Genomic DNA, 26,232 nt, shown 5'->3' on the forward strand with positions numbered 1-26,232 from the left:
CAATGACCGAAAAACTCGTCATCATCGGCAACGGCATGGCGCCCGGGCGGATGCTGGAGCACCTATTCGAACAGGTGCCCGGTCGCTATCAGGTCACCATCTTCAACGCCGAGCCGCGGGTCAATTACGACCGCATCATGCTGTCGCCGGTTCTGTCCGGCGAGAAGGCCTTTGAGGAGATCATCATCCATGGCGACGGCTGGTACATCGCCAACGGCATCACCCTCTACAAGGGCCACAAGATCGTCGCCATCGACCGGACGGCGAAGACCGTCACCTCCGACCACGGCGTCACCGAGCCCTATGACAAGCTCGTCATCGCCACCGGCTCGGTGCCGTTCATCATTCCGGTGCCCGGCCACGACCTGCCGGGCGTTCTCACCTATCGCGATCTCGATGACGTCCAGGCCATGCTGCTTGCCGCCCAGTCGCGGGCCAAGGCCGTTGTCATCGGCGGCGGCCTGCTCGGGCTGGAGGCGGCGGCGGGCTTGAACTCGCAAGGCATGGACGTCACCGTGCTGCATGTCATGCCGACGCTGATGGAGCGTCAGCTCGATCCGGCCGCCGGCTATCTCTTGCAGCGCGCCGTCGAGCAGCGCGGCATCAAGGTCATCACCAAGGCCAACACCCAGGCGATCACAGGCAAGGGCAAGGTCGAGCAGGTGGAACTCGCCGACGGAACCATCATCCCGGCGACGCTGGTCGTCATGGCGGTGGGCATCAGGCCGAATGCGGCGCTGGCGAAGGAAGCCGGCATTGCCGTCAACCGCGGCATCGTCGTCGACGCCGGCATGCGCAGCAACGATCCTGACATCTATGCGCTCGGCGAATGCGCCGAGGTCAACGGACAGGTCTACGGGCTGGTCGCGCCGCTCTACGAGATGGCGCGCGTCGCAGCCAGCCAGCTTGCCGGCAACGAGGCGGCGGCTTTCGTCCATATGGATACGCCGACCAAGCTCAAGGTCACCGGTATCGAACTGTTCTCGCTCGGCGACTTCGCCGAGGGCGAGGACCGCCAGGAGATCGTGCTGCGCGATGCCGCCGCCGGCGTCTACAAGCGGCTGGTGCTTAGGGATGACCGCATCATCGGCACCGTGCTCTACGGCGAGACGGCGGACGGCGCCTGGTTCAACGACCTCAAAAAGAAGCAGACCGACATATCGCAAATGCGCGACACGCTTATCTTCGGCCAGTCATACCAGGGAGGCGCCTCCCTGGACCCTATGGCGGCCGTTGCAGCCTTGCCGGATGATGCGGAAATCTGCGGCTGCAACGGCGTTTGCAAGGGAAAGATATCAGGCGCGATCACGGCCAAGGGCCTGACCTCGCTCGACGACGTGCGTGCCCACACCAAGGCGTCGGCCTCCTGCGGCTCCTGCACCGGGCTGGTCGAAAAGCTGATGGTTCTGACCATCGGCGACAAGTACAATCCGGCGGCTGTGCAGCCGATGTGCGGCTGCACCACGCTCGGTCACGACGAAGTCCGCCGGCTGATCAAGGCCAAGGGCCTGAAGACCATTCCCGCCGTCATGCAGGAACTGGAATGGACCACCTCCTGCGGCTGCGCCAAATGCCGGCCGGCGCTCAACTATTATCTCGTCTGCGACTGGCCGGATGAGTATGCCGACGACTACCAGTCGCGCTTCATCAACGAGCGCGTCCACGCCAACATCCAGAAGGACGGCACCTATTCGGTGGTGCCGCGCATGTGGGGCGGCGTCACCAATGCCGCCGAACTGCGCGCCATCGCCGATGTCGTCGACAAATTCGAGATCCCAATGGTCAAGGTCACCGGCGGCCAGCGCATCGACATGCTCGGTATCCGCAAGGAAAACCTGCCGGCAGTGTGGGCCGATCTCGGCCAGGCCGGCTTCGTCTCCGGTCACGCCTATGCCAAGGGACTGCGCACGGTAAAGACCTGCGTCGGTTCGGACTGGTGCCGCTTCGGCACGCAGGATTCGACGGGGTTCGGAGTCCGCATCGAGAAATTCATGTGGGGGTCGTGGACACCGGCCAAGGTCAAGATGGCGGTGTCGGGCTGCCCGAGGAACTGTGCGGAAGCAACCTGCAAGGATGTCGGCGTGATCTGCGTCGATTCAGGCTACGAGATCCATTTCGCCGGTGCCGCCGGCCTCGACATCAAGGGCACCGAGGTGCTCGGCCTGGTCAAGACCGAGGACGAGGCGTTGGAGCATATCGTGGCGCTGACGCAGATGTATCGCGAGCAGGGCCGCTATCTCGAGCGCATCTACAAATGGGCCAAGCGCATCGGCATTGCCGAGATCAAGCGACAGATCATGGACGATGGCGAGAAGCGCAGGGCCTATTTCGACCGCTTCGTCTTTTCGCAGAAATTCGCGCAGGTCGACCCGTGGTCGGAACGTGTTTCCGGCAAGGACAAGCACGAGTTCCGGCCGATGGCTTCGGTCGGCTTCGCGCAGGCGGCGGAGTGATCATGATGAACTGGGTATCAATCGGCTCGATATCAGACATTCCGCGCCGCGGCGCGCGCTGCGTCGCCACGCCTCAAGGCAAGATTGCCGTCTTCCGCACGGCAGACGATCAGGTCTTCGCCATCGAGGACCATTGTCCGCACAAGGGCGGGCCGCTCTCGCAAGGCATCGTGCATGGCGCGGCCGTGACCTGTCCCCTGCACAATTGGGTGATCTCGCTGGAGACTGGCAAGGCGCTCGGCGCCGACGAAGGTGCGGTGCGCACCGTTCCGGTGCGGTTCGAGGGCGAGCGTCTGTTCATTGCGCTGGAAGCGCTGGCCAGTCGCGCGGCCTGAATATGAAGATCGACGAAGCACGCGAGGTGAGGACCACCTGCCCCTATTGCGGGGTGGGCTGCGGCGTGCTGGCGAAGGTCGCCGCGGACGGTGAGGTAACCGTCCGTGGCGATCCCGACCATCCGGCGAGTTTCGGCCGGCTCTGTTCCAAGGGCTCGGCGCTGGCCGAGACGATCGACCTCGACGGAAGGTTGCTATACCCAGAGATACACGGTCGCCGCACCGGCTGGGACGAAGCGCTCGACCTCGTCGCCTCGACCTTCTCGCAAACCATTGCCGAGCATGGCCCCGATTCGGTCGCCTTCTACGTCTCGGGCCAGTTGCTGACCGAGGACTACTACGTCGCCAACAAGCTGATGAAAGGCTTCATCGGCTCGGCCAATATCGACACCAATTCGCGCCTGTGTATGGCCTCGTCGGTAGCCGGCCACCGCCGCGCCTTCGGCTCCGACACTGTGCCGGGCAGCTATGAGGACCTGGAACTCGCCGACCTGATCGTGCTGGTCGGCTCCAATCTCGCCTGGTGCCATCCGGTGCTTTACCAGCGCATTGCCGCTGCCCGGGAAAAACGGCCCGACATGAAGGTGGTGCTGATCGACCCGCGCCGCACGATGACATCAGACATCGCCGACATGCATCTGGCGATTGCGCCGGATGGTGACGTTGCGCTGTTCACAGGGCTGCTCGCCTATCTCGGCCAGCATAACGCGCTGGACCGCACTTATGTGACGGCGCACACGACCGGCTTCGGGCAAGCGCTTTTCGCCGCCTCCGCGCTCGATCTTGCCGAAATCGCCGCTGCCACGGACCTTGGCGAGGACGAGCTTATCAGCTTCTACAGCCTGTTTGCCGCGACGGCGAAGACGGTGACCGTCTACAGCCAGGGCGTGAACCAGTCGTCTTCGGGCACCGACAAGGTCAACGCCATCATCAACTGTCATCTCGCCACTGGCCGCATCGGCAAGCCCGGCGCCGGGCCGTTTTCGGTGACCGGCCAGCCCAACGCCATGGGCGGCCGCGAGGTTGGCGGCATGGCCAACATGCTGGCCGCCCATATGGAGATCGAAAACCCCGAACACCGCGACCGCGTCCAGCGCTTCTGGAACGCACCGACGGTGGCCGAAAAACCCGGCCTGAAGGCGGTCGAAATGTTTCAAGCCGTGGCCGACGGGCGCATCAAGGCGCTGTGGATCATGGCGACCAACCCGGTCGATTCGATGCCGGATGCAGATGCCGTCGAGGCGGCGATCAGGGCCTGCCCGTTTGTCGTGGTATCGGACGTGCTGGCCAAGACCGACACGATCCGCCACGCCCATGTCCGCCTGCCCGCCGCCGCATGGGGCGAAAAGGACGGCACCGTCACCAATTCGGAGCGCCGCATCTCGCGCCAGCGCGCCTTTTTGGCCACGCCCGGCGAGGCAAGAGCCGACTGGTGGATCATCGCCGAAGTGGCCAACCGGATGGGTTTTGGCGAAGCGTTTTCGCATGCGTCGCCGGCCGATATCTTCGAAGAGCACGCCGCGCTGTCGGCATTCGAGAATGACGGCGCGCGGGATTTCGATATAGGCGCGTACGCCGGGACCGATGGAGAAGCCTACGACGCGCTGGTGCCTTTCCAGTGGCCAGCGCCGAGCCCACCCTCCCCCTTGAGGGGAGGGTCGGCGCGCGCGTTGAGCGAAGCGAAACAAGCGGGACGGGGTGGGGTCGGTGGAGCACCTCCAACGCCATTCCGCCCCAACGAGGTGGAGGCCGTCGCGGACGACCCCCTCTGGCCTGCCGGCCATCTCCCCCTCGAGGGGGGAGATCAGCCGCCACTACGACCTTCGCCAATCTCAGACGTTGCAGGAATGAGCGGATCGCAGACGCTGCCAATCTCCCCCCTTGAGGGGGAGATGGCCGGCAGGCCAGAGGGGGGCGGCACGATCGGACGCCAGCCCGTTCGCTTTTTCGCCAACGGCAGCTTCTACACACCCGATGGCAAAGCGCGCTTCATCCCGATCCGTCCAGTTCCGCAAACCCGCACGAACGAAAAATTCCCGCTGATCCTCAACACCGGGCGGGTTCGCGACCACTGGCACACGATGACGCGGACCGGCAAGAGCCCGCGGCTGTCGCAGCACCTGGCCGAGCCGTTCGCCGAAATCCACCCGGCGGATGCGCAGCACTTCGACATCGGCGACGCCGACATCGTGCGCGTCTCGACCGCGCATGGCGAGGTGCTGCTTCGCGCGCTGGTGACAGCGCGGCAGCGCCCGGGCTCGGTCTTCGTGCCGATGCACTGGACGGACCAGTTCTCCGCGCGCGCCCGCGTCGACGCGCTGGTGGCGCCCATAACCGATGCGATTTCAGGCCAGCCGGCCTCGAAGAACGTTGCCGCTCGCGTAGAGCGCTTCGCTGCTGTCGCCTTTGGCTTCGCGGTGCTTGCCGAACGGCCGGCCGCGATCGACGCCGACTATTGGAGTCTCGCCCGCTGCGCCGCCGGCTGGCGCCTCGAGTTTGCGTTGAAGGCAGGCCGGGACTGGCCGGTTTTCGCGACTTCGCTTCTCGGGGCGGACGTGCAAGGTGAGACGCTCGCCTATCATGATGTCGCCGGCGGGCACTATCGCTTCGCCCGCTTCGCCGGCAGCCGGCTGGCTGGCGCGCTCTATCTTGCGCCCAAACCGGTCGCGGTGTCGCGCAGCTGGGCGGTGGAGCAGTTGAGCGCGGACCACGCCGATCGGCGCGGGCGGCTGGCGATCGTGGCCGGGCGGCCCGGCGGCAATCGCGTCGACCGTGGTGCCATCGTATGCTCCTGTTTCGGGGTTGGCGCCAATCAGATCGCGGAAGCGGTGCGCGGCGGCTGCACCAGCGTCGAAGCGATCGGCGCCACCTTGCATGCCGGCACCAATTGCGGCTCCTGCCGCGCCGAGATCAGGACCATCATCGACACGCGAAATCTTCAAGCGGCAGAGTGAATGCTCGACCGCTGTTGAATTTCCTGTGGCCGGAACGGTTCTGCCGTAAAGCCCGTCCCCCAAAGCTGTCACCGCGCTGCTTTGCCGCTTACCAGCCATTTACAACCGTGGTCTACCAACGTCCTTGTTCGATTCGCCAAGGACAAGGAACAGCATGAGCAAAGCCCTCACTTCATTCGCATTGGTCGCCGTATTGACGGCTTTGCTGATGGCGCTCAGCCTGGCGGTGGCCAGGCATGGCTATCCCTATGGTACGATCGGCGCAAAACGCTTGGACGACGTCGCCGATGCCGGGACGTTTATCCCGCTCGCGGCCGTGTACTTCTTCAGCGCGCTGCTGATGATGATCCTGCCGATAAGGGTCGCCGGCGTCGTCCTGACACATGCCGCAGATGCGATCTTCTGGACAGTCATCGTGTTGTTCGCGGCCATCATTGGCGGCCTCGCCGCCAGATGGGGTTTTGATCGAAGCAATGTCTTGCCGGCACTGCTGAATTGGCGCTTCCTGTTTGTCGCAGCCGTCGTCGGCTGCCATCTCTTCATGAACGAGCTGCGCCGCAACATCCTGCTGAGAAGCCTGTTCTTTGTCGTCTTCGCCGCTGCGACGCTGGCTTGCCTGTTCTGGTCGTTCACCATCTGAGAAACCCGTGCATCCGCTGGCTTTGACGCTTTAATTCTTGTCGACCGGCTTCGAACGCATGCGCGAAACGGTCTCGCGTTCGGCCCGCTTCGAACGCATCGGCGGCAGGCCGCGATCGATGAGGTCCATGTCCTCCAGCACCATGTCGCCCATGCGCTTGAAGGCGATGTCGAGTGCGCCGGCCCCGTGGGCGGAGCGCAGGAAGCCGTGCAGCGAGCGCACGGGATGATCCTGCGCCAGCGGCTCTTCCGGAAACACGTCGCTGGCGGCGACGATGTGACCGCTGCGAACGGCGTCCATCAGCGCCGGAAAATCGACCACGCCTGCGCGGCTGAGCAGGATGAACGCGGCTCCTTTGCGCATCCTGGCAAAGGCCTCAGTGCCAAGAAAACCCTGGTTTTCGCTGGTCACCGAAGCGACGACGAAGACGAAATCGCTGGCCGACAAAACCGTGTCGAGCGAAGCGGGCTCGACGCCGTTCTCGATAAGGATCGACGGCGGCAGCCACGGATCGAAAACCTTTGTCCGCGTGCGAAAGCCTGACAGCAGCCGGTTGAGCGCGCGGCCGAGATCGCCGAAGCCGATGATGCCGACGTCCGCACCGGAGAGAAGCCGTGCCGTCTGGTTGCCGTCGCCGCCCCACAGCTCCTTGCCTTGACGAAACGCGAGATCGGCGTCGACGATGTCGCGGGCGAGGTTGAGCGCCATGGCAAGGCCGAGTTCGGCCACCGGCTCGGCGAAGACCAGGCCTGTGGTGACGACATGGATGCCGCGCGTAAACAGCGTCTCATACGGCATGTTGTTGATGAGGTTGCTCTCGACGTTGAAGACGCAGCGCAGCGTTTGCATCTTGTCGAGCGTCTCCGGCGCGATCGGCGGCTGGCCGACAATGTAGCGCGCCTCGGCGAGCAAATCGGCCGGCAGAGCCGCGACGCCTTCGGGCGACGTCTCGACGATACGGTATCTGGCGCGGAATCTCGCCAGTGCCTCGGGCGTGAAAATCAGGTCGAGCGTGCGTGGCTCGGGCGCGCTGATCACCAGCGGCAACGCGCTGTCGGACATGGCAGTTTCCTCCTGGTGCGATCCGCGTCGCACCATACTAGAATCATGGTTTACCACCTCGACACCTAAGCAGGCTTGCCGGGCTTCGCCTGCATAGGTTTTTTTGTTTTGTCGCAGGTTTCTATCGGAAAACCGTAGGACACTTTTCCGAAACCTGCTTAGCACATGCCTGTCGAGGAGGAGAACTTTGCCGCCGGCGGCCTTGCGGTATGGCGGCCGGTGGTCCAGATAGACGCCAATCGAAGGACGACAAGGAAGACAGCGACATGATCCCGTTTCGAAAGAACCTCATCGATGGCGAGTGGGTGGGCGATGCCGGCTCCCGCAACATCAACCCGTCCAATCTCGACGACGTGGTCGGCGAATATGCGTCGGGGGGCGCCGAGCAGGCCCGGCAGGCCATCGCGGCGGCGAAAGCGGCATTTCCGTCATGGTCCCGATCGGGCCTGCTGGCACGCCATGCGGTGCTGAGGAAGGCGTCGGACGAGATCACAGCGCGGAAAGATGAAATCGGCCGGGCGTTGGCGCGCGAGGAAGGCAAGACGCTGGTCGAGGGCATCGGCGAGACCGTGCGGGCCGCCCAGATCTTCGATTTCTTCGCTGGTGAGACGCTGCGCCTGTCTGGCGAGCTGCTTCCGAGTGTGCGGCCCGGCGTCGGTGTCGAGATCACGCGGGAGGCGGTCGGCGTCGTCGGCATCATAACGCCGTGGAATTTCCCGATCGCCATCCCGGCGTGGAAAATCGCTCCTGCCCTGGCCTATGGCAACACCATTGTCTTCAAGCCGGCCGAGCTTGTTCCGGAGAGCGCCTGGACCATTGTCGACATATTGCACCGCGCCGGCCTGCCGAAGGGTGTGCTCAATCTCGTGATGGGCAAGGGTTCGGTGGTCGGCCAGGCCATGCTCGACAGCCCTGACCTCGATGCCATCACCTTCACCGGCTCGGTCGGCACCGGCAAGCGCGTCGCTGCTGCCAGCGTCGAGCACATGCGCAAGTTCCAGCTCGAAATGGGTGGCAAGAACCCGCTAGTTGTGCTCGACGATGCAGATCTTGCCGTCGCCGTCGACTGCGCGATCAACGGCGCATACTTCTCGACCGGCCAGCGCTGCACGGCATCGTCCCGCCTGGTGGTGACGGACGGCATCCATGACCGTTTCGTCGACGCGATGAAGGATCGCCTGGGCAAGCTGGTCGTCGGCGACGCGCTCGATACCAAAACCCAGATCGGACCCGTGGTCGACCAGAGCCAGCTGAAGCAGGACGAAGACTATATCGCCATCGGCCGCCAGGAGGGCGCCGATCTCGCTTTCGGCGGCGAGCGGCTCGATCGCGAAACCCGCGGCTTCTACCTGCAGCCGGCGCTGTTTACGCAAGCCACCAACGCCATGCGCATCTCACGCGAGGAGATCTTCGGCCCGGTCGCCAACGTGATCCGCGTCAAGGACTATGACGAGGCGCTGGCGGTGGCCAACGACACGCCGTTCGGGCTGACGTCGGGCATCTGCACGTCGAGCCTCAAGCACGCCACGCATTTCAAGCGCAACTCGGAGGCCGGCATGGTGATGGTCAATCTGCCGACGGCGGGCGTCGACTTCCATGTGCCTTTCGGCGGACGCAAGGGATCGAGCTACGGCCCGCGCGAGCAAGGCCGCTACGCGGCGGAATTCTACACCACGGTGAAGACCGCTTATACGTTCGCCGGCTAATCAAATCGGTGACTTGCCAAGCCAGACGAACATGCGAGCCGGCCGATGACGCCCCTCCTAGCAAGCGCGAGTTGCTGGGAAGGGCGAACATCTTCGTGCCCGACACGACAGCGACAGCTGGGCAGTAGCCGTCATTCAGCACGGGTCCTTGGGAGGAGGCTCGCCGGCTGCGACAGCCAGCCGCCGCTGAATCCAGCCTTGCACAGGCCGCGACGGATATGCGTGCTCGACCGCATCAGGTCCCAGATTAGGCGCGAGCGGTGATTTTCGATCATCAGCACGACAATGCCCTGGTCCAGTCCGTAATGCGCATCCGATATCCAGCCGCTCGGCCCGAACTTCCGCCGGTTCGCCAGCGTCGGGTTGAAGCCGCTCGGCATCCTGAAACTGTCGATCACCTCAGGGTGGCGTTCTCTGAGATGGCGCAGCGCCGGCAGGCAGATTTCCGGCGCGAAGGGCAGCGATGCGAGATACGACCACGGCGCTATCGTTCCGTCGTCGGGGCCGAACGGTGCGCCGCGCGCCGCGTAGCCGGAAAATTTGCGCGGTCGCCGCTCGATCTGCGCGCGGAAGTTGCCGGGTCCGTCACCCGCCGAAAGGCCCCAAAGTCCTTCGCCGTAGCCGTCGTAGCCAGAGGGGTTGTGCCGCGCATAGTCCCGGTGGAGGTAGGTCGCGCGGCGGCTGTTTTCGAAATAGTCCGAGTTCTTCTCCCGCATGAACGCATCCCGGATGCCGTCGAAGTCAATCCAGGCATGCGAGAACTGGTGCATGAACAGCGGGCCGCCATAGAGCACGTCGTAGCCGTAGATGCTTTCCCACTGATATGTCGCCGTCCAGCCGGCATAGCTGTCGTCCGAGGCTGGCTTGTCCGGGGCGGCCATTGCCAGAACGTAGAGCATCGTCGCTTCGTTGTAGCCTTCCCAGCCATAACGCAGAAAGCCGCTCTTCGGCCTCCAGCCCTGCCGCAAGGTCGAATTGCTGCCTTGCGCCCATCGCCAGTCGACGCGCCGGTAGAGCACTTCCGCGAGCTCGCGGATTTCGGTTTCTTCGTCATTGTCGCCCGTGAAATAGGCGCCAGCCACGAGCACGCCGGCCATCAAAAGCGCAGTGTCCACCATCGACAATTCGCATCGCCAGGCGCGCAGGCCGGTCTGCATGTCGAGGAAATGGTAATAGAAGCCTTTGTGCCCGGTGACGTTGTCGCCATTGCCTTGCCGGCTGTTCCAGAAGAAGCGCAGTGCGGCAAGCGTCAGCTTCGCGGCTGTGTCTCGCGTCATCCAGCCGCGCTCCGCCCCGACCGGATAGCAGGACAGGGCGAAGCCGACGACCGCGATGCTTGCCGGCCAATTTGGCCGCGAGGTGTCGGCGACCAGCCCGTTCTCGGGATTCACGGTTTCCAGAAAATAGCCGAAGGCCGCGCACTGGAAGCGGTCGAGCAGATCTTCGTCGGACAGGGGGGATTCGACCCTAAGCAAGCGACGTTAACTCCAGTCTGGATCGCGCCTCAGTTGCTTCAATAGGTCGCCCGGCCGCCGGAAATGTCGAAAACGGCAGCCGTCGTGAAAGAGCATTCCTCGGAAGCAATCCAGGAGATCAGCGCCGCCACCTCCTCGACCTCGCCGAACCGCGCCATCGGTATCTTCGACAGCATGAAATCGATGTGCTGCTGGCTCATCTGCTGGAAGATCGCGGTGCGCACGGCCGCCGGCGTGACACAGTTCACCGTCACCTTGGTCTTGGCCAGTTCCTTGCCCAGCGACTTGGTCAGGCCGATCACCGCCGCCTTGGAGGTGCTGTAGGCAGAGGCATTCGGGTTTCCCTCCTTGCCGGCGATCGAAGCGATGTTGACGATCCTGCCGTAATTGCGCTTGAGCATGTGCGGAACCAGTGCCTTGTTGCAGTAGAAGGCGCCATTGATGTTGATGTCGATGACCCGGCGCCAATCCTCCACCGAATAGTCCCAGGTCGTCGTGTTCGGTCCGGTGATGGCCGCACTGGTGACCAGGATATCGACCGCGCCGAGGGTATGGAATGTCTGCTGGGCGGCCTGTTCGACCGCTAAGGGATCGGCGACGTCGACTGTCACGCTGTGCAGGTCGGCAATGACAGCCTTCGCCTGCTCGATTTGGGCGGGGTCACGATCCCAGACGCAAATGCGCCCGCCCTCCCCAGCGATTCTTTGCGCGACGGCCAGGCCAATTCCCGACGCGCCACCGGTGATCACGGCCGACCGCCCGGCAAACCGTCCCGCAAAACTCATCGTCATGTGCTCGTCCTCCCAATCGGCGGCGAATGTGAAGTCAACGACAGAGAAGTTCAAGCCGGAGTCTGGAGCCTCCGAACAGCTTCGTGGTGGGCCAGCAGCAGGCGGTTGAGAAGCCCCTCCTGGCTGTTACCTCCATATGATACTGGGGCTGCGGTCGCGGCGAGGCGGCAGGGCCGTCCAAGCGACTCCCATGGGCGCAGTTCAGACGTTCTTGATCGACTTCCAATGGCTCAGCCGCTCTGCGATCAACTCCACGCGCCGCTGATTGTCGCGTCCGTCCAGGATGCTTAAGTCCTCCGGATCGGCGGGCAGGTAGACCCCGGACGTGCGCGCATTCACCTCGGGGTTCGTGTCCGCGCGCGTCGTGAAATACCCGGATGCGCGATCGGCGGACTCCAGCCGGATCTCTCCCGTCCCGTACAACTGCGACGCGTTCGCATCCAAGGGCCGTTCTCCATTCCAAAAGTAGAAGATGCCGGGAGGCTCCTTTCTCTCCTTTACCGCCTCGCTCCAGTATCTGGCTGACAGACTGCCATTCTCTTGCCATGAGCGGCCGGCCAACTCCAGCGCACCATCGCGGCCTCGCGAGATACGCAAGAGGCTCACGGCGGACGGCTCCCTGGCGGAGCGCTCCGTCAGGGAAAACTGCCACCAGAAGCCCTCTATGCGGGCGACGCGACTTTCGTTCTCGATCGCATTCCGAAGCTTTTGGTTGATCGCCCTCATCTCCGCGCTGGTCGTCGCCTCGCCATACCTTACGGAGGTGAGGCCGAGGAGATCGCTTGGAAGCTTGGAGCCGTTGGCATGGAGGATGAACGTCCGGCGCATTCCAAGGACTCCGCCGAAAAGCCCGGCCTCGAAAACCACATTGTCTCGTGGAGAAGCTTGAGCGGATGCCGTCGCAGACGATGCCGGCTGGCTCACACTGGTCCAATCGTCCTGAGCGAACACGAAAGCGGCGAAGTCGACTTCACGCGTAAGCTCGAGGAGGCGCCCCAGGGTGGTTGTCCCCGGATTGAAGGACGTCGTCCAAGGTTCCACATGCGCGATGTCTTCAAGACCGCGTGTCAGCGCCTGCAGCAGTTTTTTCTGCTTCCCCGAAGAGCCCAGGAAGATTCGAGGTTTGTCCATCCGTTTGCTCCAACCCAGCAGATCGGGGACGACCAGCGCCTGCCAATTGTTCGTGTGGCCATCGTCTGGTTGTCCCGGAGATAGCGTACGCGGACGGCCTCATTCATTGCAATGGATGCAACGAATGCCAGCTGCTATTTTCGGTCCGGTGCTGAAAGAACTGCAAAAACAGTTCCGCGCGGTGGTGATGCCGAGCCTCTCATAAATGCGGCGGCGATGGTTTTTGACGGCGCCGACAGCGATGCCCAGCCGTGCGCCGGGATGCTCGGGTTCTTGCCGCACGGCCTGTCGTGGCCTTTTACCGCCGTCCCGGGGCGCCTTATGGCTGTTTTTGCCTCATTTGGGTGACAGGCTGCGGGGGATGGGTTATATTGCACTGCACAATGGAAGCGTTCGCGCATGGTGGCGCGGCGGCGAATCGGCATTGAACTGCATGGACGGGAATTCGCTACCGAGATGAAGATTCCAAAATCTCTGTTGGTCGACCCGGAGAAGAGCACGGTCTACGGCACATTTGCTGTTGCCATCTCCGTTTGGGCGTTCTCCTACTCTTCCGTTTTCGGCCAGATCCTGATCCTGGCCTACTATGCGGTCTGGCTTCCCCTGATCCTGGTCGACTACCGGCGGCTGTTGCGACATGCCTCCAGCGCGTGGCTCCCGCTGGCGTTTGCATTCTACGTCTGCCTCTCGGTGTTCTGGTCGGATGCCCCCGGCATCACGTTGAGGACGGCAATCCAGTATTGCTCCCATATCGCCTGCGCCTACATTGCAGCACGCACCGTCAGCGTCCGAACGTTGACGATAGGCTCACTGATTGGGATTTTTGTCGTTCTGCTCTATTCGCTGAAGGTCGGGGGTTATTCCTATGATATGCTCGACGGGACGTACAATTTCGTCGGCGCATTCAGCTCCAAAAACCAGATCGGCTTTGTCGCATCGCTCGGCATCTATTTTTGCATTGTCTTCCTGGTCTTCCTCAGACGCGGCCGGACAAGCCTTTTCCTGACGGCGCCGGTCCTCGTCCTGTCGGCCTATCTGCTGGTCATGGCGCATTCCGCCACCTCGACGGCTTCGATACCGGCAGCTCTCGCTCTGGTGGCTCTGCTTACCATGGCCAAGAAGCTTTCGCTCCGCTACCGACGGGTGATTTTCCTGGTCGGCGCATTCGGGCTGGTCGTGGTCACCGTGGTTGCCTTTGCGGGACTTCTGGATTTCATCCTTGGCGCCTTCGGAAAGGATTCCACGCTCACCGGACGGACCTATCTCTGGGAGCAGGGCTGGGATGCGGCGCAGCAAGCACCGATCCTCGGCGTCGGCTACGCGGCCTATTGGGTGCAGGGTTTCGCCGAGGCCGAGCGGCTTTGGAACGAATTCTACATCACGACCCGAAGCGGCTTCCACTTCCACAACACCTATATCGAAGCCCTCGTCGAGCTTGGCTATGTCGGGGCGACGCTGATGTCGCTGATCATTGTGCGCACGCTGTGGGGCCATATATCGGCGTTGATATTCAGGACATGGCAAGCTGAGTCCGTGATTCTTGCCGGCGTGATGGTGCTTCTGTTCATCCGGTCCTTCGTCGAGATCGATACCTTCAACCCCTATATCATGGGCTCATTCCTCCTGTACTACAGCTACTTCAAGCTGGTGAGGGTGCCTGTCGCCCGTCCCCGGTGGGCCGCAGCCAACCTCGCGGAACCAGAAACCGCAAGGGGCTAAGCAAAGCGCCAAATATCGTCTTGATGTTCGTTTGCTAAGATTAGTATCAAAATAAATGTAATCCTGGGACGTCACAAATTCGCGAATTATTCGGGCAGGATTTCCCGCAGCCATGCTTCGTGGGGGCGACCACGGACCCAGATCCAATTACGCGATGATCCCCGATTTCGACGCCAGGCAGATAATTGAGCTTCGTACGAAGACGCCGCCTAACAGCGCCCAGGCCAAACAATCGTCACCCGGGCAGCTTCTGAAGCGGTGGCGTGAGGCACTTGCCCCTTCCACCCTCGCCAGAGTTGGGCTTGCCACCTATTGATCAGGCCCTAAGGGTTAGGAGCGCATACCATGCGAACCGCTTCACGAAGGGAAGCGTCAGAACCACCGAATCGACAGCTTTGCCAACGGTGTAGACGGTTTCCGAGATGCTTCGTGGCATTAGCGCGCTTCCTACGGAGCACAGGCCGAAATAGTCCACCTGGACATTGCTGAAATAGCGGCGGGCCAACGCGAAGTCCGAAATTAACAAAGGATGTTCATCGGCGGTGCGGATAAGGGGTGTCCGCCTTCTGAAGGCATTCAGGAGAGGATTGTGTCCCATCGGCTCGTAGAAGGACGCCACGCCGTTCGGCTTCAAGACGCGGACCACATCGGAAAAGCACCGGTCCAGGTCCAGGTGATGGATGATCCCGCGTCCATACACCAGGTCGAACTTGTTGTCCTCGAAGGACATGGCTTCCGCATTCATCGCCAGGAATGTAGCGTTCGTGCTTCCAAGCGTGCTCGCCCGTTCGTTCGCCTTGTTTACTGCTACATCCGAAATATCAATCCCCGTCAGAGATCGGCAAAGATCGGGCAGGTGCAGGGAATGCAGGGACCACCCGCCATCGGAGCAACCGTACTCGAGCACGTCTGCGTTCTTCGAAAGGCGTTTTATCTGCTCGTCTTGACGTTTAGCGCCGTGACGAATTGTTCGATACCACTTGTCCAGGCTTCCTCTTGGATCCTCCTCTTGACTGAATCTGAGATTGTGAAATTCTCTTTCTCGACTGACGATTTCGTCCCTTTCACTGTGCACGACAAAGTCCTCCTCGGATTTAAGTTGCAACTAAAGCACAACATCTCCTTGCGCTGCAATTACTCACGTCCCGAGTTGGCGGTAGGCCGGCTTGTCGGGGGCGGCGAGCACAGTGTTGGCGAGTTCAAGGTCGAACTCGTCCGAGTCCAACTCTTCGCCGATCCAGTCGATCTGTTCGGCGTGATCTGATCAGCCGATCGCTCGAAGGCCTATTGGCTAGCCATCGGTACCAGCTTCACCTTGATCACGTCCCCGGGCAGTACGGGCGTGTCTTCGCTGGCGGTGATTGCGCTGGTCTTGCCGTCGACCATCCGAACCAGGCTAAACGTCATTGCCGGCTCTTCGCCGTCGCGATAGCGTTGCAGTGCCGGGTTCCCCGACATGGCTTCGGCCATCAGGCCTGTTTGCATGTTCATCTTGAGCATCGTTGCACTGAGATCGGCTTCTACCTGTTGCCGGTCGGCGGCCAGGTCCGCATTCTGGGTGTTTTCCAGGTCGATGGCATCTTGGGTGGCTTTGCTGATCGCCTGCTTGGCGGTGAGGATGGCCGTGTCGTAATCCAGGATCTGGCCTTCCAGGTCGGCGATCGTCTGTTGCGAACCCAGAATCCGCGTGTTGACGACAAGGCCTTTCTGGGCCAGCGAACCGATGCCGCTGAGCTGTTCTTTTGCCAGGTCGACCTGCCGCTGCTGGTTGACGATCTTTTTCTGCAACGATTCGATCTCGCTCTGCAGCAGCTTCTTCAAGTCGTCGAGCGCCTGAAGGCGCAGTTTGAGCTTCTTTTGGTCGGCTGTCAGGATCGCCATCTCGTCGGCAACGATACTTGCCAGCTTCGGATCGTCGCCCAACTCCTTCGGTACGTCGAATGTCGGCTTGTCCGCGATCTCCGCTTCGATGCGGGCGCGCCTGACGATCAGTCGGACCCGTTGGTCTTGGAGAACGTCAAAATCGCCCTTGGCGTTGATCATGTCGCGGTCGTACCGCTGTCCTTCTGGGCTCCGCCGGACACCGCCGGCGATGCTCATCGCCCTCAGCACGGTCAGGTCCGGCACGTAAGGATACTGGCCCGGCGTCTGGACCTCCCCGGAAATGTAGAACGGCCTGTACTGCGCCATTTCGACGGAGGCTTCCGGCCGGTCCGCCAGGGCGAGCTTGCGCTGGAGCGCCTGGCCGATCGCTGCCGCGATCTCCGATGTCGTCTTGCCGGATGCCGGCATCTCGCCGACGAACGGCACGGACAATGTTCCGGCCGGGCCGACTGTGTACTCTCCGTTGACGGCCGTCCAGTCGCGGAACGTGCCTTCAACAGTTTGCCATTCGGCCACGCGGACGGTCAGCTTGTCCTGTGATCCAAGGCGGTACTCATCGGCGGCGGCGAGTTGGGGAATGGTGAGCGCCAGCGCGAGGTAAGTGGTCATAAGCCGCATCCGTCGCATGCAATTGCTGACGGTGCCGGCGCTGGAGATTTCGAAGATGTCTGTTTTCAACTGAACGTTTTCCGATCCGCTTTTGCCCCGCCCGATGAAGCTTGCTGCAGAATGTCTGGCGTCAGGACAGTCGCTCCTGCACAGAGACCGGGTCCCGGCCGGTCAGTAGCAGCCCCGCGACATCCAGACGGCAGGCACGGTCTTGATGATAATGCGAATGTCCTCGAATAGCGACCAGTTCTCGACATAGTGGCGATCGAATGCGACGCGGCTGTCATAGGAAACGTCGTTGCGGCCGCTGACCTGCCAGAGCCCGGTCAGGCCGGGGCGCGATTTCAAGTAATAAACAGCCGAACTGCCGTAGATTTCGAGCTCGTCGCGCACGACGGGGCGAGGACCAACAAGGCTCATGTCGCCCTGAAGGATGTTGATGATCTGCGGCAATTCGTCGAGGCTGAGCTTCCTCAGCACGGCCCCGACGCGCGTGACGCGCGGATCGTTCTTGAGCTTGCGGGTCGCTATCCATTCGGCGTTGGCATCCGGGTTGGCGGCAAGATATGCAGCCAGCACCTGTTCGCCATTCTGTACCATAGTCCGAAACTTGAGGCACGGGAAAATCCGTCCTCCCCGACCGATCCGGCTGTGACCGTAAAAAATCGGCCCGCCGTCGGAAAATTTGACAAGCAGCGCGACCATCACAAACAGCGGACTGAGAGCAACCAGGCCAATCAGTGAACCGGCAATATCGAAGCTGCGTTTGAGCAGGCCGCCGATTGGTTGAAAATCGATACCGGCCTGCGAAAATTCCGCGTCGGCCGGCTTGGCTACGTCCCTCATGCGTAAACTCCATACGTTGAACGGATGGTTTGCCGCACGATATCAAAAAAATGCTGCATCGCAACACACAATTTCTTGAGCGCCTGAAATAATCACGTCATGAATTGACTAAATAATAAACTGATCCTGCACAAAGTTTGAACTTTATGGCGAGTTTATGACAAATTATGGGCGACCGTGAAAAATCTAGTGCCTTTTTGAGGCTGATTTTTGGCGAATCGCTCTTTGTGTCGCATCCTCGAGTGTTATCGTGCTTCAGCTTTGTAAAATGTAGGGAGCCGTTAAGGTAAAATACTGGTTAATATTGCGGCTCTTACTGAAGTGAGTCCATACCGGGTGATTGGCCGTGATGCCGATGTGTGCATTGCAACATGGCGGACTCGATCCCGCGAACTTATCCAAAATAATTTGCCGTTGGCCTTGCCCGCTATTGCACACCTTAATAGAGTTGCAAATTGTTTCTGTCAGAGTATGGACAGCGTGGGAAGGCCGGAAGCAACCGGCCAAAAAGCGAGCGGCCTCAACAGCTCGCATGGCGAAGGGAGGCTCGGGGTGGGTCAATCATCGATTTTTGCCCGAGCAGGTTAACGGGCTGGGTATGTCGCTACCAAAATTCATTGTCGGCATGATTTTCGCCCTGGCGATCGTGGCCGCCTGGTCTTATCTCGACGGCGCTTCGCTAGGCACAACGCTGTTTCGCACTATAGCCTGCGCCATTGTCATCCAGCTGGGCTACTTTCTGTTGGTTTTCGTCATGGTTGTCAGAAATCCCCCGACGTCGGCTGATAAGATTCGCGATGCCGAACGAAAGCTGAGTTCGGCCGAAACGGCCGATGGCGAGAAGTTCAGTGCCAGGAGAAGCCTCCACTGACCTGACGACAGGTAGCGTCAATCGGATTCCTGGGGGACTGCTCGCCCGACAACATCCTGGACAACCGGCTTCCGGATTTTCCTTCAGCCTCGGATCCTCTGATTCAGCCGCTAATATTGCCTAAAACCCTGTCGATCGACCTGATGATCGCCGATTCGAGTGCGCTGACGGCTCCATCCAGAATGAGCCGGGACGGTGTGCGAAGCGGCCCGTCTATCCGCTGGCATTCATCGCCCATAGATTTGCGCCGAGGCGACACCGAAAGGAAAGACTGGACGGGGCGAATGATTTTGACGATGCTTTGCTTCGCACCTGCAGCATAAGCGCCGGCTGACGCTTTTTCAAACAGCCGGCAGTCGTTGAGAACGAGAGCTGCATTGGACATTCAACGGGGAAGGGCGAGGAATCGGAGCTACCGTGCAGTCGAGAGGCGAATTGATGACAGAACCCCAGGTCTGCGTGATCATCGCTGCCCGCAACGCGGCGCGGACAATCCCGGTTGCCATCGCATCGGCATTGCGCGAGCCGGAGGTGGCGGAAGTCGTCGTCGTCGACGACGCCTCTACCGACGATACCGCGAAAGTCGCTCGGGCGGCCGACGATGGCAGCGGCAGGCTTTCCGTAATCCGGCTTGACGTCAACGGCGGTCCTTCCTTCGCCCGCAACGCCGCGATCGCCAGCTCCAAATCGCCGTTCATCAGCATTCTGGACGCCGACGATTTTTTTCTTGCGGGCAGATTTCGCGAATTGTTCGCCAGCGCCGATTGGGATTTCGCTGCCGACAATATCATGATGATCAGGGACGACGCGGCCACCGACGTCTCGAAAATCGCCGCTCCGCGGTTCTCGCCCGATCCGGAGTTCCTCGATTTCGAGCGTTTCATCGAAGGCAACATCTCCAGTCGCCGTGTGCAGAGAGGTGAGTTGGGTTTCCTCAAGCCGGTGATCAGCCGTGCTTTTCTCGACCGGCATGGGCTGCACTATGACGAAAACCTGCGACTGGGCGAAGACTATGAACTCTACGCGCGCGCGGTGGCTTGCGGTGCGCGCTTCAAGGTCATCAGGTCCTGCGGCTATGGCGCGATCGTCCGCGCGGATTCCCTCAGCGGCCGGCACAGGACGCAGGATCTCAAGCGTCTGGCCGACGCGGATCTGGCGCTGCTGGCGATCGACAGTTTGCCGGAAGGTTCTAAGGCCGTGCTCAGAAGGCACGAACGGCAGGTACGCGACAAGTACCGGTTGCGAAACTTCCTCGACATGAAGAATGAGCAGGGGCTGACATCGGCTGCGGCCTACGCCCTGGCCAGCCAATCCAACCTTATCCCCATCGTCCGCGGCGTGGCCGCCGACAAGCTGGATGCGCTGTTTCGCCGCGCTGGCTTTGGCTCAAAGCAGCCTGTGCCGCCTTTGCGCTTTCTCATGGCCGCAACCAGCCCGGCCGGCGAGACTTGAGCTTGTCCGCAGCCCGTGCCATGCCGATCCTGTCAACAGGCCCTTACCCCGCCCCAATGTGATGCGAATTTCCGATTCGCCACACTAGGTGGTTGCCTACTCGCCTTGGGGATGGCATGTATGTTGCGGTGCAGCAATTTTGGTTGGCTGTTTGAATCGGCCCGAAAATGTCCCCCTGTCAGAGGAGCTGGACGATGCGACAAGGTTTTGTTGGCCCGGACGGGCACGGGGGTGGCCTCAGGCCGACCATGAGCGCCAGGCCGACCATGACAGGAAACTGAGCGGATGGTCTCGATATTCGGCTTTAGATCAAGGGATCCGGCCCGAGACAGGCAGACCGACATCTCGCGCCTTGACCGCCTGGCAAAGCTGCTTGACCAGATCGCAGCCGAGGTCGAGGCGGAGAAAAACGGTCTTGAGAATCGCTATCGGACCAAGGCCACCAACGCGGCCTTTCTGGTCGAGGCAATGGAGAATGGGGCGGCCTCCTCCAGTAGATCCGCCGAGGTCAGCGAACTGACGAAGTCGATCCTGAATTGCGAGCGGCGCATCGCGGCGCTCGCGCGCCAGAACGAATTAATGAAGGATCTCCGTCATTCGCTGGATGCAATCTTCGACGAAAGCGTCGAGCGTAGCTCGACCACCAAGGCTGATTTCGCCAAGCCGGCTGCCGGCGCGGGGTGAACTTCAAGGATCCTGGGTGGCGCCACAGGGAAGGGGTTTGGTGCCACAGCAAAAGGCTGCACAGGACAAAAAAACAGGCAACACAAGGAAGGTATTGGCAGACGGTCAAGATCATCTCGTTTCGTCATGGTTTGAACGTCGACTTTGGGTTGGGGGCGCACAGCACAAAGGTGAGTTTGGTATGAATGCGGATCCGAAAAGCACGTCCACCCCAGCAACCGGCGACAGGCCGTTCACGCGCACGATCAGGCAAGGGAACCTGAGGCAGCTATGTTCGGGCGGCGCGTTTCTGCTGGTCGCACTCGGCAGCCTGATTGCAAGCCCGACCCCTTCCCGTTCGCAGGACATCCCGACTGCGCCATCGTTCGTCGATGATTTCACCAGCTTCGACCGTGCGCGCTGGTACATTGCAGACGGCTGGACAAACGGCAAGTATCAGAACTGCACCTGGTCCAAAAGCCAGGTCAAGCTTTCCGACGGCAAGCTGACGCTCGGTTTCGAAAAGCGGAAGCTGAAGGATCGCGACTTTGCCTGTGGCGAGATCCAGACCAAGAAGCGCTTCGGCTATGGCACCTATGAGGCGCGGCTGAAAACCGATGCGGGCTCCGGCATCAACGCCGCCTTCTTCACATATATCGGCCCCACCGATAAGCAGCCGTGGGATGAAATCGACTTCGAGGTGCTGACCAAGGACACGTCCAAGGTGCAGGTCAACGCCTACATAGCCGGCAAGGGCAACAATGAGAAAGTAGTGGATGTAGCTGGCGGCACCGACAAGGCTTTCAACGACTATGCCTTCGTCTGGGAGAAAGACCGGCTGCGCTGGTACGTCAATGGCCAACTGGTGAACACGATCAGCGATCCGGCAAAGCTGCCCAGCCATGCGCAAAAGATATTCTTCAGCCACTGGGGCAGCGACACCATGAAGGAATGGCTGGGGCCGTTTTCGGATCCGGGCCGCAAGCTCACCATGCAAGTTGACCGCGTCGCATTCACGGCACTGGGCCAGCCATGCCAGTTTCCGGAATCGCTGGCATGCAGCATAAAGTAAAGACTAATCTGAACCGGCCGGACCGAAAGCGCTCCGAAGTCTTGAACAGGAATGATACCAAATGAATTTGACGGTCTTTGGAATTGGCTATGTCGGTCTCGTGCAGGCGGCGGTGCTTGCCGAAGTTGGACACCAGGTGATGTGCGTCGACATCGACGTGAAAAAGGTCGAGCGGCTCAATCAGGGCCTCATCCCGATTTTCGAGCCCGGGCTCGAAAACCTCGTCAAGGAGAACCATGCGGCCGGCCGCATCAAGTTCACCACCGATGCCGCGGCCGCCGTCAAGCATGGCCAAATCCAGATGATCGCCGTCGGCACGCCTCCGGGCGAGGATGGTTCGGCCGACCTCAAATATGTGCTGGCCGTTGCCGAGGCCATCGGCCGGGAGATGGACGCGCCCAAGATCGTCGTGGGTAAGTCGACCGTGCCGGTCGGCACCTGCGAAAAGATAAAGGCCAAGATCGCCGCGACGCTGAAGGCGCGGGGCCGCGAGGATCTGACTTTCGACGTCGCCTCCAATCCGGAATTCCTCAAGGAAGGCTCCGCGGTGGCCGACTGCATGAAGCCCGACCGCATTATCGTCGGCACCGGCAGTGAGGATACCGAGACGGTGATGCGTGAGCTTTACGCTCCATTCAACCGCAACCACGAGAAGATGATCGTGATGGATGTGCGCAGCGCCGAGTTCACCAAATACGCGGCCAATTGCATGCTGGCGACCAAGATCAGCTTCATGAACGAAATGGCCAATCTGGCCGAGGAGCTGGGCGCCGACATCGAGGAGGTCCGCAAGGGCATCGGCAGCGATCCGCGCATCGGCTATCACTTCATCTATCCGGGCCTCGGCTATGGCGGTTCATGCTTCCCCAAGGACGTGCGCGCCCTGATCAAGACCGCCGAAGGCGTCAAGTTCGATGCCAAGCTGCTGCGCGCGGTCGAGGAACGCAACAATGAACAGAAGTCGGTCCTGTTCGACAAGGTGAACCGCTATTTCGAGGGCAATCTGAAGGGCAAGACCTTTGCGCTGTGGGGCCTGGCTTTCAAGCCCAATACCGACGACATGCGCGAGGCGCCGGCGCGTGTTTTGATGGAAGCGCTTTGGAAGGCCGGTGCCAAAGTGCAGGCTTACGATCCCGAGGCGATGCAGGAATGCCAGGCCATCTACGGACTGCGCGAGGATCTGCTCTTGTGCGGCACCAAGGAGGCAGCGCTGCGCGGCGCCGATGCGCTCATGATCGCCACCGAGTGGAAGAACTTCCAGGCGCCGTCGTTCGATGCGGTGAAGGATGCGCTGATCACGCCGATCATCTTCGACGGCCGAAATCTCTACGACCCGAAGGTCATCGCTCGCTACGGCATCGAATATCACAGCATCGGCAGGATGGCGGCGTGAGACCATGCGGGAAAGGCCGGTGACAAGGCCGGCTCGGACATCAAGGACGATCACGAGGGCGCCGATGAACGCGCTCGTGTCAGCAAGGGGTCTTATCTGATGGTGTTGGGCATCAGGCCGGAACAGATCGCCAACGAACATTTTGATCTTGTCGCTGTCGGTTCCGGTTTCGGTTCGGCCTTCTTCCTGCATGCGTTCGCCAAGCAGCGAAAGGCGCGCATTCTGGTTCTCGAATGGGGCCGGCACAACACGCATGAATGGCAGCTCGAGCAGAACGTCAACACCGACATCGAGGACGAGACCACCTACAAGACCAACTCCGACAAGCCGTGGAACTACACCATCGGATTGGGTGGCGGGACGAATTGCTGGTTCGCGCAGACGCCGCGCTTTCATCCGAACGACTTCAGGCTGAAAAGCCTCTACGGGGTCGGCAACGACTGGCCGATCAACTATGACGAGCTCGAGCCGTTCTACTGCGATGCAGAGGACGTCATGTCGATTTCAGGCGACCCCGACATGGCGGCGATGATGCCGCGTTCCAGGCCGTTTCCCCAACCACCGCATCACATGTCGACGCCGGACCGGATGATGAAAGCGGCGCAGCCGGACCAGCATTTTGTCGTGCCGACAGCCAGGGCGCGCGTGCCGACCGCGCAGCGGTCTTCGTGCTGCGCCAATTTGCGATGCGGGTTATGCCCGGTCGACGCGAAGTTCACCGCCAACAACGGCCTGATGCACGTCTTCGAGCATCCCGACGTTTCGGTCTGCCTTGGCGCTGAAGTGCGCCGGCTCGACCATGTCGGCGGATCGGTCCGTTCGGTCGCATTCGTTCATGAGGGCAAGGAGTATTCGGTCAGCGGCGATCTTTTCATTCTGGGCGCCAATGCCATCCAGAGCCCGGCGATAATGTTGCGGTCGGGCCTATCGGGCGAATTCGTCGGGCGCGGCCTGCACGAATCCTACGGATGGAATTTCGAAGCCTATCTCGACGGTGTCGACAATTTCGACGGAAGTACCATCACCACCGGCTTGAATTTCGGCCTTTATGACGGCCCTCACAGATCAGACCATGCGGCGGCGCTGGTCTATTTCGAAAACCGCTGGCAACACGGGATGCGCCCCGAAAAGGGACGTGTCCGTCAGACGCTTCCCCTCATCATTGTCACCGAAGACCTGCTCGACCCGGAGAATCTCGTGGTCCTCGACGAGGATGAAAACGCCTTCGTCAGTTTCAATGGGGCATCCGACTACGCGGTCAAGGGCATGGCGCGGGCAAAGGAGAAATTGCCGGCGCTTCTGGCTCCGCTGCCGGTCGAAGAGATTTTCGATCGCGGCATCCGGCGGACCGAGTCGCACGTCCAGGGCACGTTGAGGATGGGCGTGAGCCCGGCGGATTCGGTTGTCGACCGCGACATGATCCACCATCGGCTCAGGAACCTTGTTGTCGTCGGCTCGAGCACATATCCAAGCTGCTCCTGTGCGAACCCGAGCCTGACCGCGGCAGCCCTCTCCTTGCGGGCGGCGAGCCGGATAGCGGGAAAGGAAATGGCCGGATGATCAAGCTTTCGCGACGCGCGGCACTGGCCATCATGGCTGGCGGAGTTGCTTCGACCGGCATCGCCTACGCCGCCGTTTCCTCGCTTTCGGATGAGGACCTGGTGCGCGTCACGCTCGAAAGATATTTCGGCAGGCTGAACATGCGCATCGAGCATATGCAGCAGTTCGTTTTGGAGTTCCAGAAGCGGAATCCCTGGATATTTCCAAACGAAAAGCTGGGCGATGCGGTCACTCTGCTTGAGGCGCTGAAATTGGGCGCCGCCCGCCGGTTGCTGCCCGAACGGAAAAAAGAGGATCTGGGGCATTTCGACCGCTGGGTCATTGCCGAGTTCCATATGCTGACCGACTACGCCCGGCGCAGTTCGCCAACCGACCCGATCCGATTCACCGGATGGCAGCCATGCACCAATCCGTTCGCCAATTTAGAGATGCAGCAGGGTGCCTGAAGGCGGGTTGCAGTCACCATCCGTAAACAAGCGATCCGTCATCGTCCGTAAACTTGAGAATGCGACAGGAGCCGAAACCATGAAGGTGCTTTTTGCAGGCGGCAACGGTTACACGCCCCAGTTCAGCGGCGGTGTCCAGTCCAGCACTCATCATCTTGCCGAGCAGCTGCTCGAGCGCGGACATGAGGCGTCGGTGCTCGCCGCGCTGTTCGGCCAGGGCGTCTTCGGCTACAAGGCGCGCGCCAAGATGAAGCTTCTGAGGCAGCGAGCGGTCATCGACAGCTATCCGGGCTATCCGGTCGTGCGGGCTTGGTTTCCCTGGGAGGCGGCGGGTTTTGCCGTCGAAAAGCTGAGGCCGGACGTCGCCGTGGTCCAGTGCCACAAGTCGGTTCCGATCGGCAAGGCGCTGCAGGCCGAAGGCGTACCGCTGGTCGTGTATCTGAGGAATGTCGAGTTTCATGAATTGGGCGGCGATCTGCGCGAGCTGCATTCGGCGCTTTACATCGCCAATTCCGAGTTCACGGCGCGCTCCTACAAGGCAAAATTCGATATCGATTCGACGGTTATACCGCCGACCATCAATCCCGCACTCTACAGCACGCCGACGACGGGTGCGTTTGTCACGCTGATCAACCCCTACGAGGAAAAAGGTTTCGAGCTTGCGGTGCGCATCGCCGCCGCCTGCTCCGAAATCCCGTTCCTGTTCGTCGAAAGCTGGAAGCTCGATGACGATCATCGGGCCCGGATCGAGCAGACGATCGCGCCGCTCGGCAACGTCACGCTGGAGAGCCGGACCAGCGATATGAAGACGGTCTATGGCCGCACGAAAATCCTGCTCGCACCCAGCAAATGGGAAGAGGCCTGGGGCCGAGTGGCGTCGGAAGCGCATTGCAGCGGCATTCCCGTCGTCGGCTCGCGTCGTGGTGGCCTGCCCGAAGCGGTCGGCTCCGGTGGCGTGGTGCTGGACTACGACGCCCCACTCGCCGACTGGGTGGCAGTGGTCAGGCGTCTGTGGACCGACAGCCAGGAATATCGGCTGCTTTCCGCGGCGGCGCGTGCATTCTCCGAGCGCCCGGAACTCGATCCGGCGAGTCAGTTCGCGACCTTCTTCTCGATGCTAGAGAGGGCGACACGACAGCCTTCGCGGCAAGCCGCCTAATGCATGTCGCC

General features: G+C 61.3%; 21 protein-coding genes. 14 read left to right on the forward strand and 7 right to left on the reverse strand.

The window, feature by feature from the left end; all coding sequences use genetic code 11:
* Positions 1-2 precede the first annotated feature (2 nt).
* The 4 genes from nirB to BQ8482_RS04085 all read left to right on the forward strand — a co-directional run bounded on the left by nirB (position 3) and on the right by BQ8482_RS04085 (position 6,382).
* Positions 3-2,453, forward strand: a complete 2,451-nt coding sequence (gene nirB, locus BQ8482_RS04070; RefSeq protein WP_123146369.1) for a nitrite reductase large subunit NirB — start codon at positions 3-5, stop codon at positions 2,451-2,453.
* Between the two features lie 5 nt (positions 2,454-2,458).
* A complete protein-coding gene (nirD, locus tag BQ8482_RS04075; RefSeq protein ID WP_123147363.1) occupies positions 2,459-2,788 on the forward strand; it encodes a nitrite reductase small subunit NirD in 330 nt (109 codons plus the stop codon).
* A gap of 2 nt (positions 2,789-2,790) precedes the next feature.
* Positions 2,791-5,742 (forward strand): nitrate reductase, encoded by a 2,952-nt coding sequence (locus tag BQ8482_RS04080; protein ID WP_123146370.1) that lies wholly within the window; start codon positions 2,791-2,793, stop codon positions 5,740-5,742.
* 154 nt (positions 5,743-5,896) lie between these two features.
* A complete protein-coding gene (locus BQ8482_RS04085) occupies positions 5,897-6,382 on the forward strand; it encodes a hypothetical protein (RefSeq protein WP_123146371.1) in 486 nt (161 codons plus the stop codon).
* A gap of 30 nt (positions 6,383-6,412) precedes the next feature.
* Here the strand turns inward: BQ8482_RS04085 and BQ8482_RS04090 are convergent, their stop codons facing one another.
* On the reverse strand, positions 6,413-7,444 hold the full coding sequence (locus tag BQ8482_RS04090) for a hydroxyacid dehydrogenase (protein WP_123147364.1): 1,032 nt from the start codon (positions 7,442-7,444) through the stop codon (positions 6,413-6,415).
* 269 nt (positions 7,445-7,713) lie between these two features.
* On the opposite strand from BQ8482_RS04090, the gene BQ8482_RS04095 reads away from it, so the two are divergent.
* The gene (locus BQ8482_RS04095; protein WP_208867610.1) at positions 7,714-9,150 is read left to right on the forward strand and encodes an aldehyde dehydrogenase family protein; all 1,437 of its coding nucleotides are present in this window, start codon (positions 7,714-7,716) and stop codon (positions 9,148-9,150) included.
* 131 nt (positions 9,151-9,281) lie between these two features.
* Here the strand turns inward: BQ8482_RS04095 and BQ8482_RS04100 are convergent, their stop codons facing one another.
* The 3 genes from BQ8482_RS04100 to BQ8482_RS04110 all read right to left on the reverse strand — a co-directional run bounded on the left by BQ8482_RS04100 (position 9,282) and on the right by BQ8482_RS04110 (position 12,547).
* Positions 9,282-10,625 carry a glucoamylase family protein gene (locus tag BQ8482_RS04100; protein WP_123146372.1) on the reverse strand — a complete coding sequence of 448 codons (1,344 nt, stop codon included), beginning with the start codon at positions 10,623-10,625 and terminating at the stop codon, positions 9,282-9,284.
* Positions 10,626-10,663: 38 nt separating this feature from the next.
* Positions 10,664-11,416: an SDR family NAD(P)-dependent oxidoreductase gene (locus tag BQ8482_RS04105; protein WP_123146373.1), complete on the reverse strand. Its 753-nt coding sequence runs from the start codon at positions 11,414-11,416 to the stop codon at positions 10,664-10,666.
* 201 nt (positions 11,417-11,617) lie between these two features.
* Positions 11,618-12,547 (reverse strand): TIR domain-containing protein, encoded by a 930-nt coding sequence (locus tag BQ8482_RS04110; RefSeq protein ID WP_123146374.1) that lies wholly within the window; start codon positions 12,545-12,547, stop codon positions 11,618-11,620.
* 456 nt (positions 12,548-13,003) lie between these two features.
* Between BQ8482_RS04110 and BQ8482_RS04120 the strand changes: the two genes are divergently transcribed.
* On the forward strand, positions 13,004-14,266 hold the full coding sequence (locus BQ8482_RS04120; protein ID WP_123147366.1) for an O-antigen ligase family protein: 1,263 nt from the start codon (positions 13,004-13,006) through the stop codon (positions 14,264-14,266).
* 316 nt (positions 14,267-14,582) lie between these two features.
* On the opposite strand, the gene BQ8482_RS04130 is transcribed toward BQ8482_RS04120, so the two are convergent.
* The 3 genes from BQ8482_RS04130 to BQ8482_RS04140 form a co-directional block, all read right to left on the reverse strand.
* Positions 14,583-15,371 (reverse strand): class I SAM-dependent methyltransferase, encoded by a 789-nt coding sequence (locus tag BQ8482_RS04130; protein WP_244602611.1) that lies wholly within the window; start codon positions 15,369-15,371, stop codon positions 14,583-14,585.
* Positions 15,372-15,550: 179 nt separating this feature from the next.
* Positions 15,551-16,759, reverse strand: coding sequence for a polysaccharide biosynthesis/export family protein (locus BQ8482_RS04135; protein WP_123147368.1), 1,209 nt, complete (start codon positions 16,757-16,759; stop codon positions 15,551-15,553).
* 171 nt (positions 16,760-16,930) lie between these two features.
* On the reverse strand, positions 16,931-17,605 hold the full coding sequence (locus BQ8482_RS04140; protein WP_095493866.1) for a sugar transferase: 675 nt from the start codon (positions 17,603-17,605) through the stop codon (positions 16,931-16,933).
* Positions 17,606-18,137: 532 nt separating this feature from the next.
* On the opposite strand from BQ8482_RS04140, the gene BQ8482_RS04145 reads away from it, so the two are divergent.
* The 8 genes from BQ8482_RS04145 to BQ8482_RS04185 all read left to right on the forward strand — a co-directional run bounded on the left by BQ8482_RS04145 (position 18,138) and on the right by BQ8482_RS04185 (position 26,221).
* Positions 18,138-18,476, forward strand: a complete 339-nt coding sequence (locus BQ8482_RS04145) for an exopolysaccharide production repressor protein (RefSeq protein WP_244602612.1) — start codon at positions 18,138-18,140, stop codon at positions 18,474-18,476.
* A 438-nt stretch (positions 18,477-18,914) separates the two neighbouring features.
* On the forward strand, positions 18,915-19,928 hold the full coding sequence (locus BQ8482_RS04155; RefSeq protein ID WP_123146378.1) for a glycosyltransferase family 2 protein: 1,014 nt from the start codon (positions 18,915-18,917) through the stop codon (positions 19,926-19,928).
* A gap of 285 nt (positions 19,929-20,213) precedes the next feature.
* Positions 20,214-20,612, forward strand: a complete 399-nt coding sequence (locus tag BQ8482_RS04160; RefSeq protein WP_123146379.1) for a single stranded DNA-binding domain-containing protein — start codon at positions 20,214-20,216, stop codon at positions 20,610-20,612.
* 181 nt (positions 20,613-20,793) lie between these two features.
* The gene (gene exoK, locus BQ8482_RS04165) at positions 20,794-21,663 is read left to right on the forward strand and encodes an endo-1,3-1,4-beta-glycanase ExoK (RefSeq protein ID WP_123146380.1); all 870 of its coding nucleotides are present in this window, start codon (positions 20,794-20,796) and stop codon (positions 21,661-21,663) included.
* A 61-nt stretch (positions 21,664-21,724) separates the two neighbouring features.
* On the forward strand, positions 21,725-23,056 hold the full coding sequence (locus BQ8482_RS04170) for a UDP-glucose dehydrogenase family protein (protein WP_123146381.1): 1,332 nt from the start codon (positions 21,725-21,727) through the stop codon (positions 23,054-23,056).
* A 99-nt stretch (positions 23,057-23,155) separates the two neighbouring features.
* Entirely contained in the window at positions 23,156-24,616 is a 1,461-nt protein-coding gene (locus tag BQ8482_RS04175) for a GMC oxidoreductase (protein ID WP_123146382.1), read from the forward strand.
* On the forward strand, positions 24,613-25,062 hold the full coding sequence (locus BQ8482_RS04180; protein ID WP_123146383.1) for a hypothetical protein: 450 nt from the start codon (positions 24,613-24,615) through the stop codon (positions 25,060-25,062). Before BQ8482_RS04175 ends, BQ8482_RS04180 begins: the two co-directional genes overlap by 4 nt.
* A 79-nt stretch (positions 25,063-25,141) precedes the next feature.
* Positions 25,142-26,221, forward strand: coding sequence for a glycosyltransferase (locus BQ8482_RS04185; protein WP_123146384.1), 1,080 nt, complete (start codon positions 25,142-25,144; stop codon positions 26,219-26,221).
* The last annotated feature ends 11 nt before the right edge of the window (positions 26,222-26,232 follow it).

Source organism: Mesorhizobium delmotii (genome assembly GCF_900149755.1).
GTDB lineage: Bacteria > Pseudomonadota > Alphaproteobacteria > Rhizobiales > Rhizobiaceae > Mesorhizobium > Mesorhizobium delmotii.

Bases quoted from the DNA above. Each gene is read 5' to 3' on its own strand.
- BQ8482_RS04090 (WP_123147364.1), bottom strand. From the start codon at position 7,444: ATGTCCGACAGCGCGTTGCCGCTGGTGATCAGCGCGCCCGAGCCACGC.
- BQ8482_RS04170 (WP_123146381.1), top strand. From the start codon at position 21,725: ATGAATTTGACGGTCTTTGGAATTGGCTATGTCGGTCTCGTGCAGGCG.
- nirB (WP_123146369.1), top strand. From the start codon at position 3: ATGACCGAAAAACTCGTCATCATCGGCAACGGCATGGCGCCCGGGCGG.
- BQ8482_RS04120 (WP_123147366.1), top strand. From the start codon at position 13,004: ATGAAGATTCCAAAATCTCTGTTGGTCGACCCGGAGAAGAGCACGGTC.
- BQ8482_RS04185 (WP_123146384.1), top strand. From the start codon at position 25,142: ATGAAGGTGCTTTTTGCAGGCGGCAACGGTTACACGCCCCAGTTCAGC.
- BQ8482_RS04160 (WP_123146379.1), top strand. From the start codon at position 20,214: ATGGTCTCGATATTCGGCTTTAGATCAAGGGATCCGGCCCGAGACAGG.
- BQ8482_RS04180 (WP_123146383.1), top strand. From the start codon at position 24,613: ATGATCAAGCTTTCGCGACGCGCGGCACTGGCCATCATGGCTGGCGGA.
- BQ8482_RS04110 (WP_123146374.1), bottom strand. From the start codon at position 12,547: ATGGACAAACCTCGAATCTTCCTGGGCTCTTCGGGGAAGCAGAAAAAA.
- BQ8482_RS04080 (WP_123146370.1), top strand. From the start codon at position 2,791: ATGAAGATCGACGAAGCACGCGAGGTGAGGACCACCTGCCCCTATTGC.
- BQ8482_RS04135 (WP_123147368.1), bottom strand. From the start codon at position 16,759: ATGACCACTTACCTCGCGCTGGCGCTCACCATTCCCCAACTCGCCGCC.
- nirD (WP_123147363.1), top strand. From the start codon at position 2,459: ATGAACTGGGTATCAATCGGCTCGATATCAGACATTCCGCGCCGCGGC.
- BQ8482_RS04155 (WP_123146378.1), top strand. From the start codon at position 18,915: ATGACAGAACCCCAGGTCTGCGTGATCATCGCTGCCCGCAACGCGGCG.
- BQ8482_RS04145 (WP_244602612.1), top strand. From the start codon at position 18,138: ATGGCGAAGGGAGGCTCGGGGTGGGTCAATCATCGATTTTTGCCCGAG.
- BQ8482_RS04140 (WP_095493866.1), bottom strand. From the start codon at position 17,605: ATGAGGGACGTAGCCAAGCCGGCCGACGCGGAATTTTCGCAGGCCGGT.
- BQ8482_RS04105 (WP_123146373.1), bottom strand. From the start codon at position 11,416: ATGACGATGAGTTTTGCGGGACGGTTTGCCGGGCGGTCGGCCGTGATC.
- BQ8482_RS04085 (WP_123146371.1), top strand. From the start codon at position 5,897: ATGAGCAAAGCCCTCACTTCATTCGCATTGGTCGCCGTATTGACGGCT.
- exoK (WP_123146380.1), top strand. From the start codon at position 20,794: ATGAATGCGGATCCGAAAAGCACGTCCACCCCAGCAACCGGCGACAGG.
- BQ8482_RS04175 (WP_123146382.1), top strand. From the start codon at position 23,156: ATGGTGTTGGGCATCAGGCCGGAACAGATCGCCAACGAACATTTTGAT.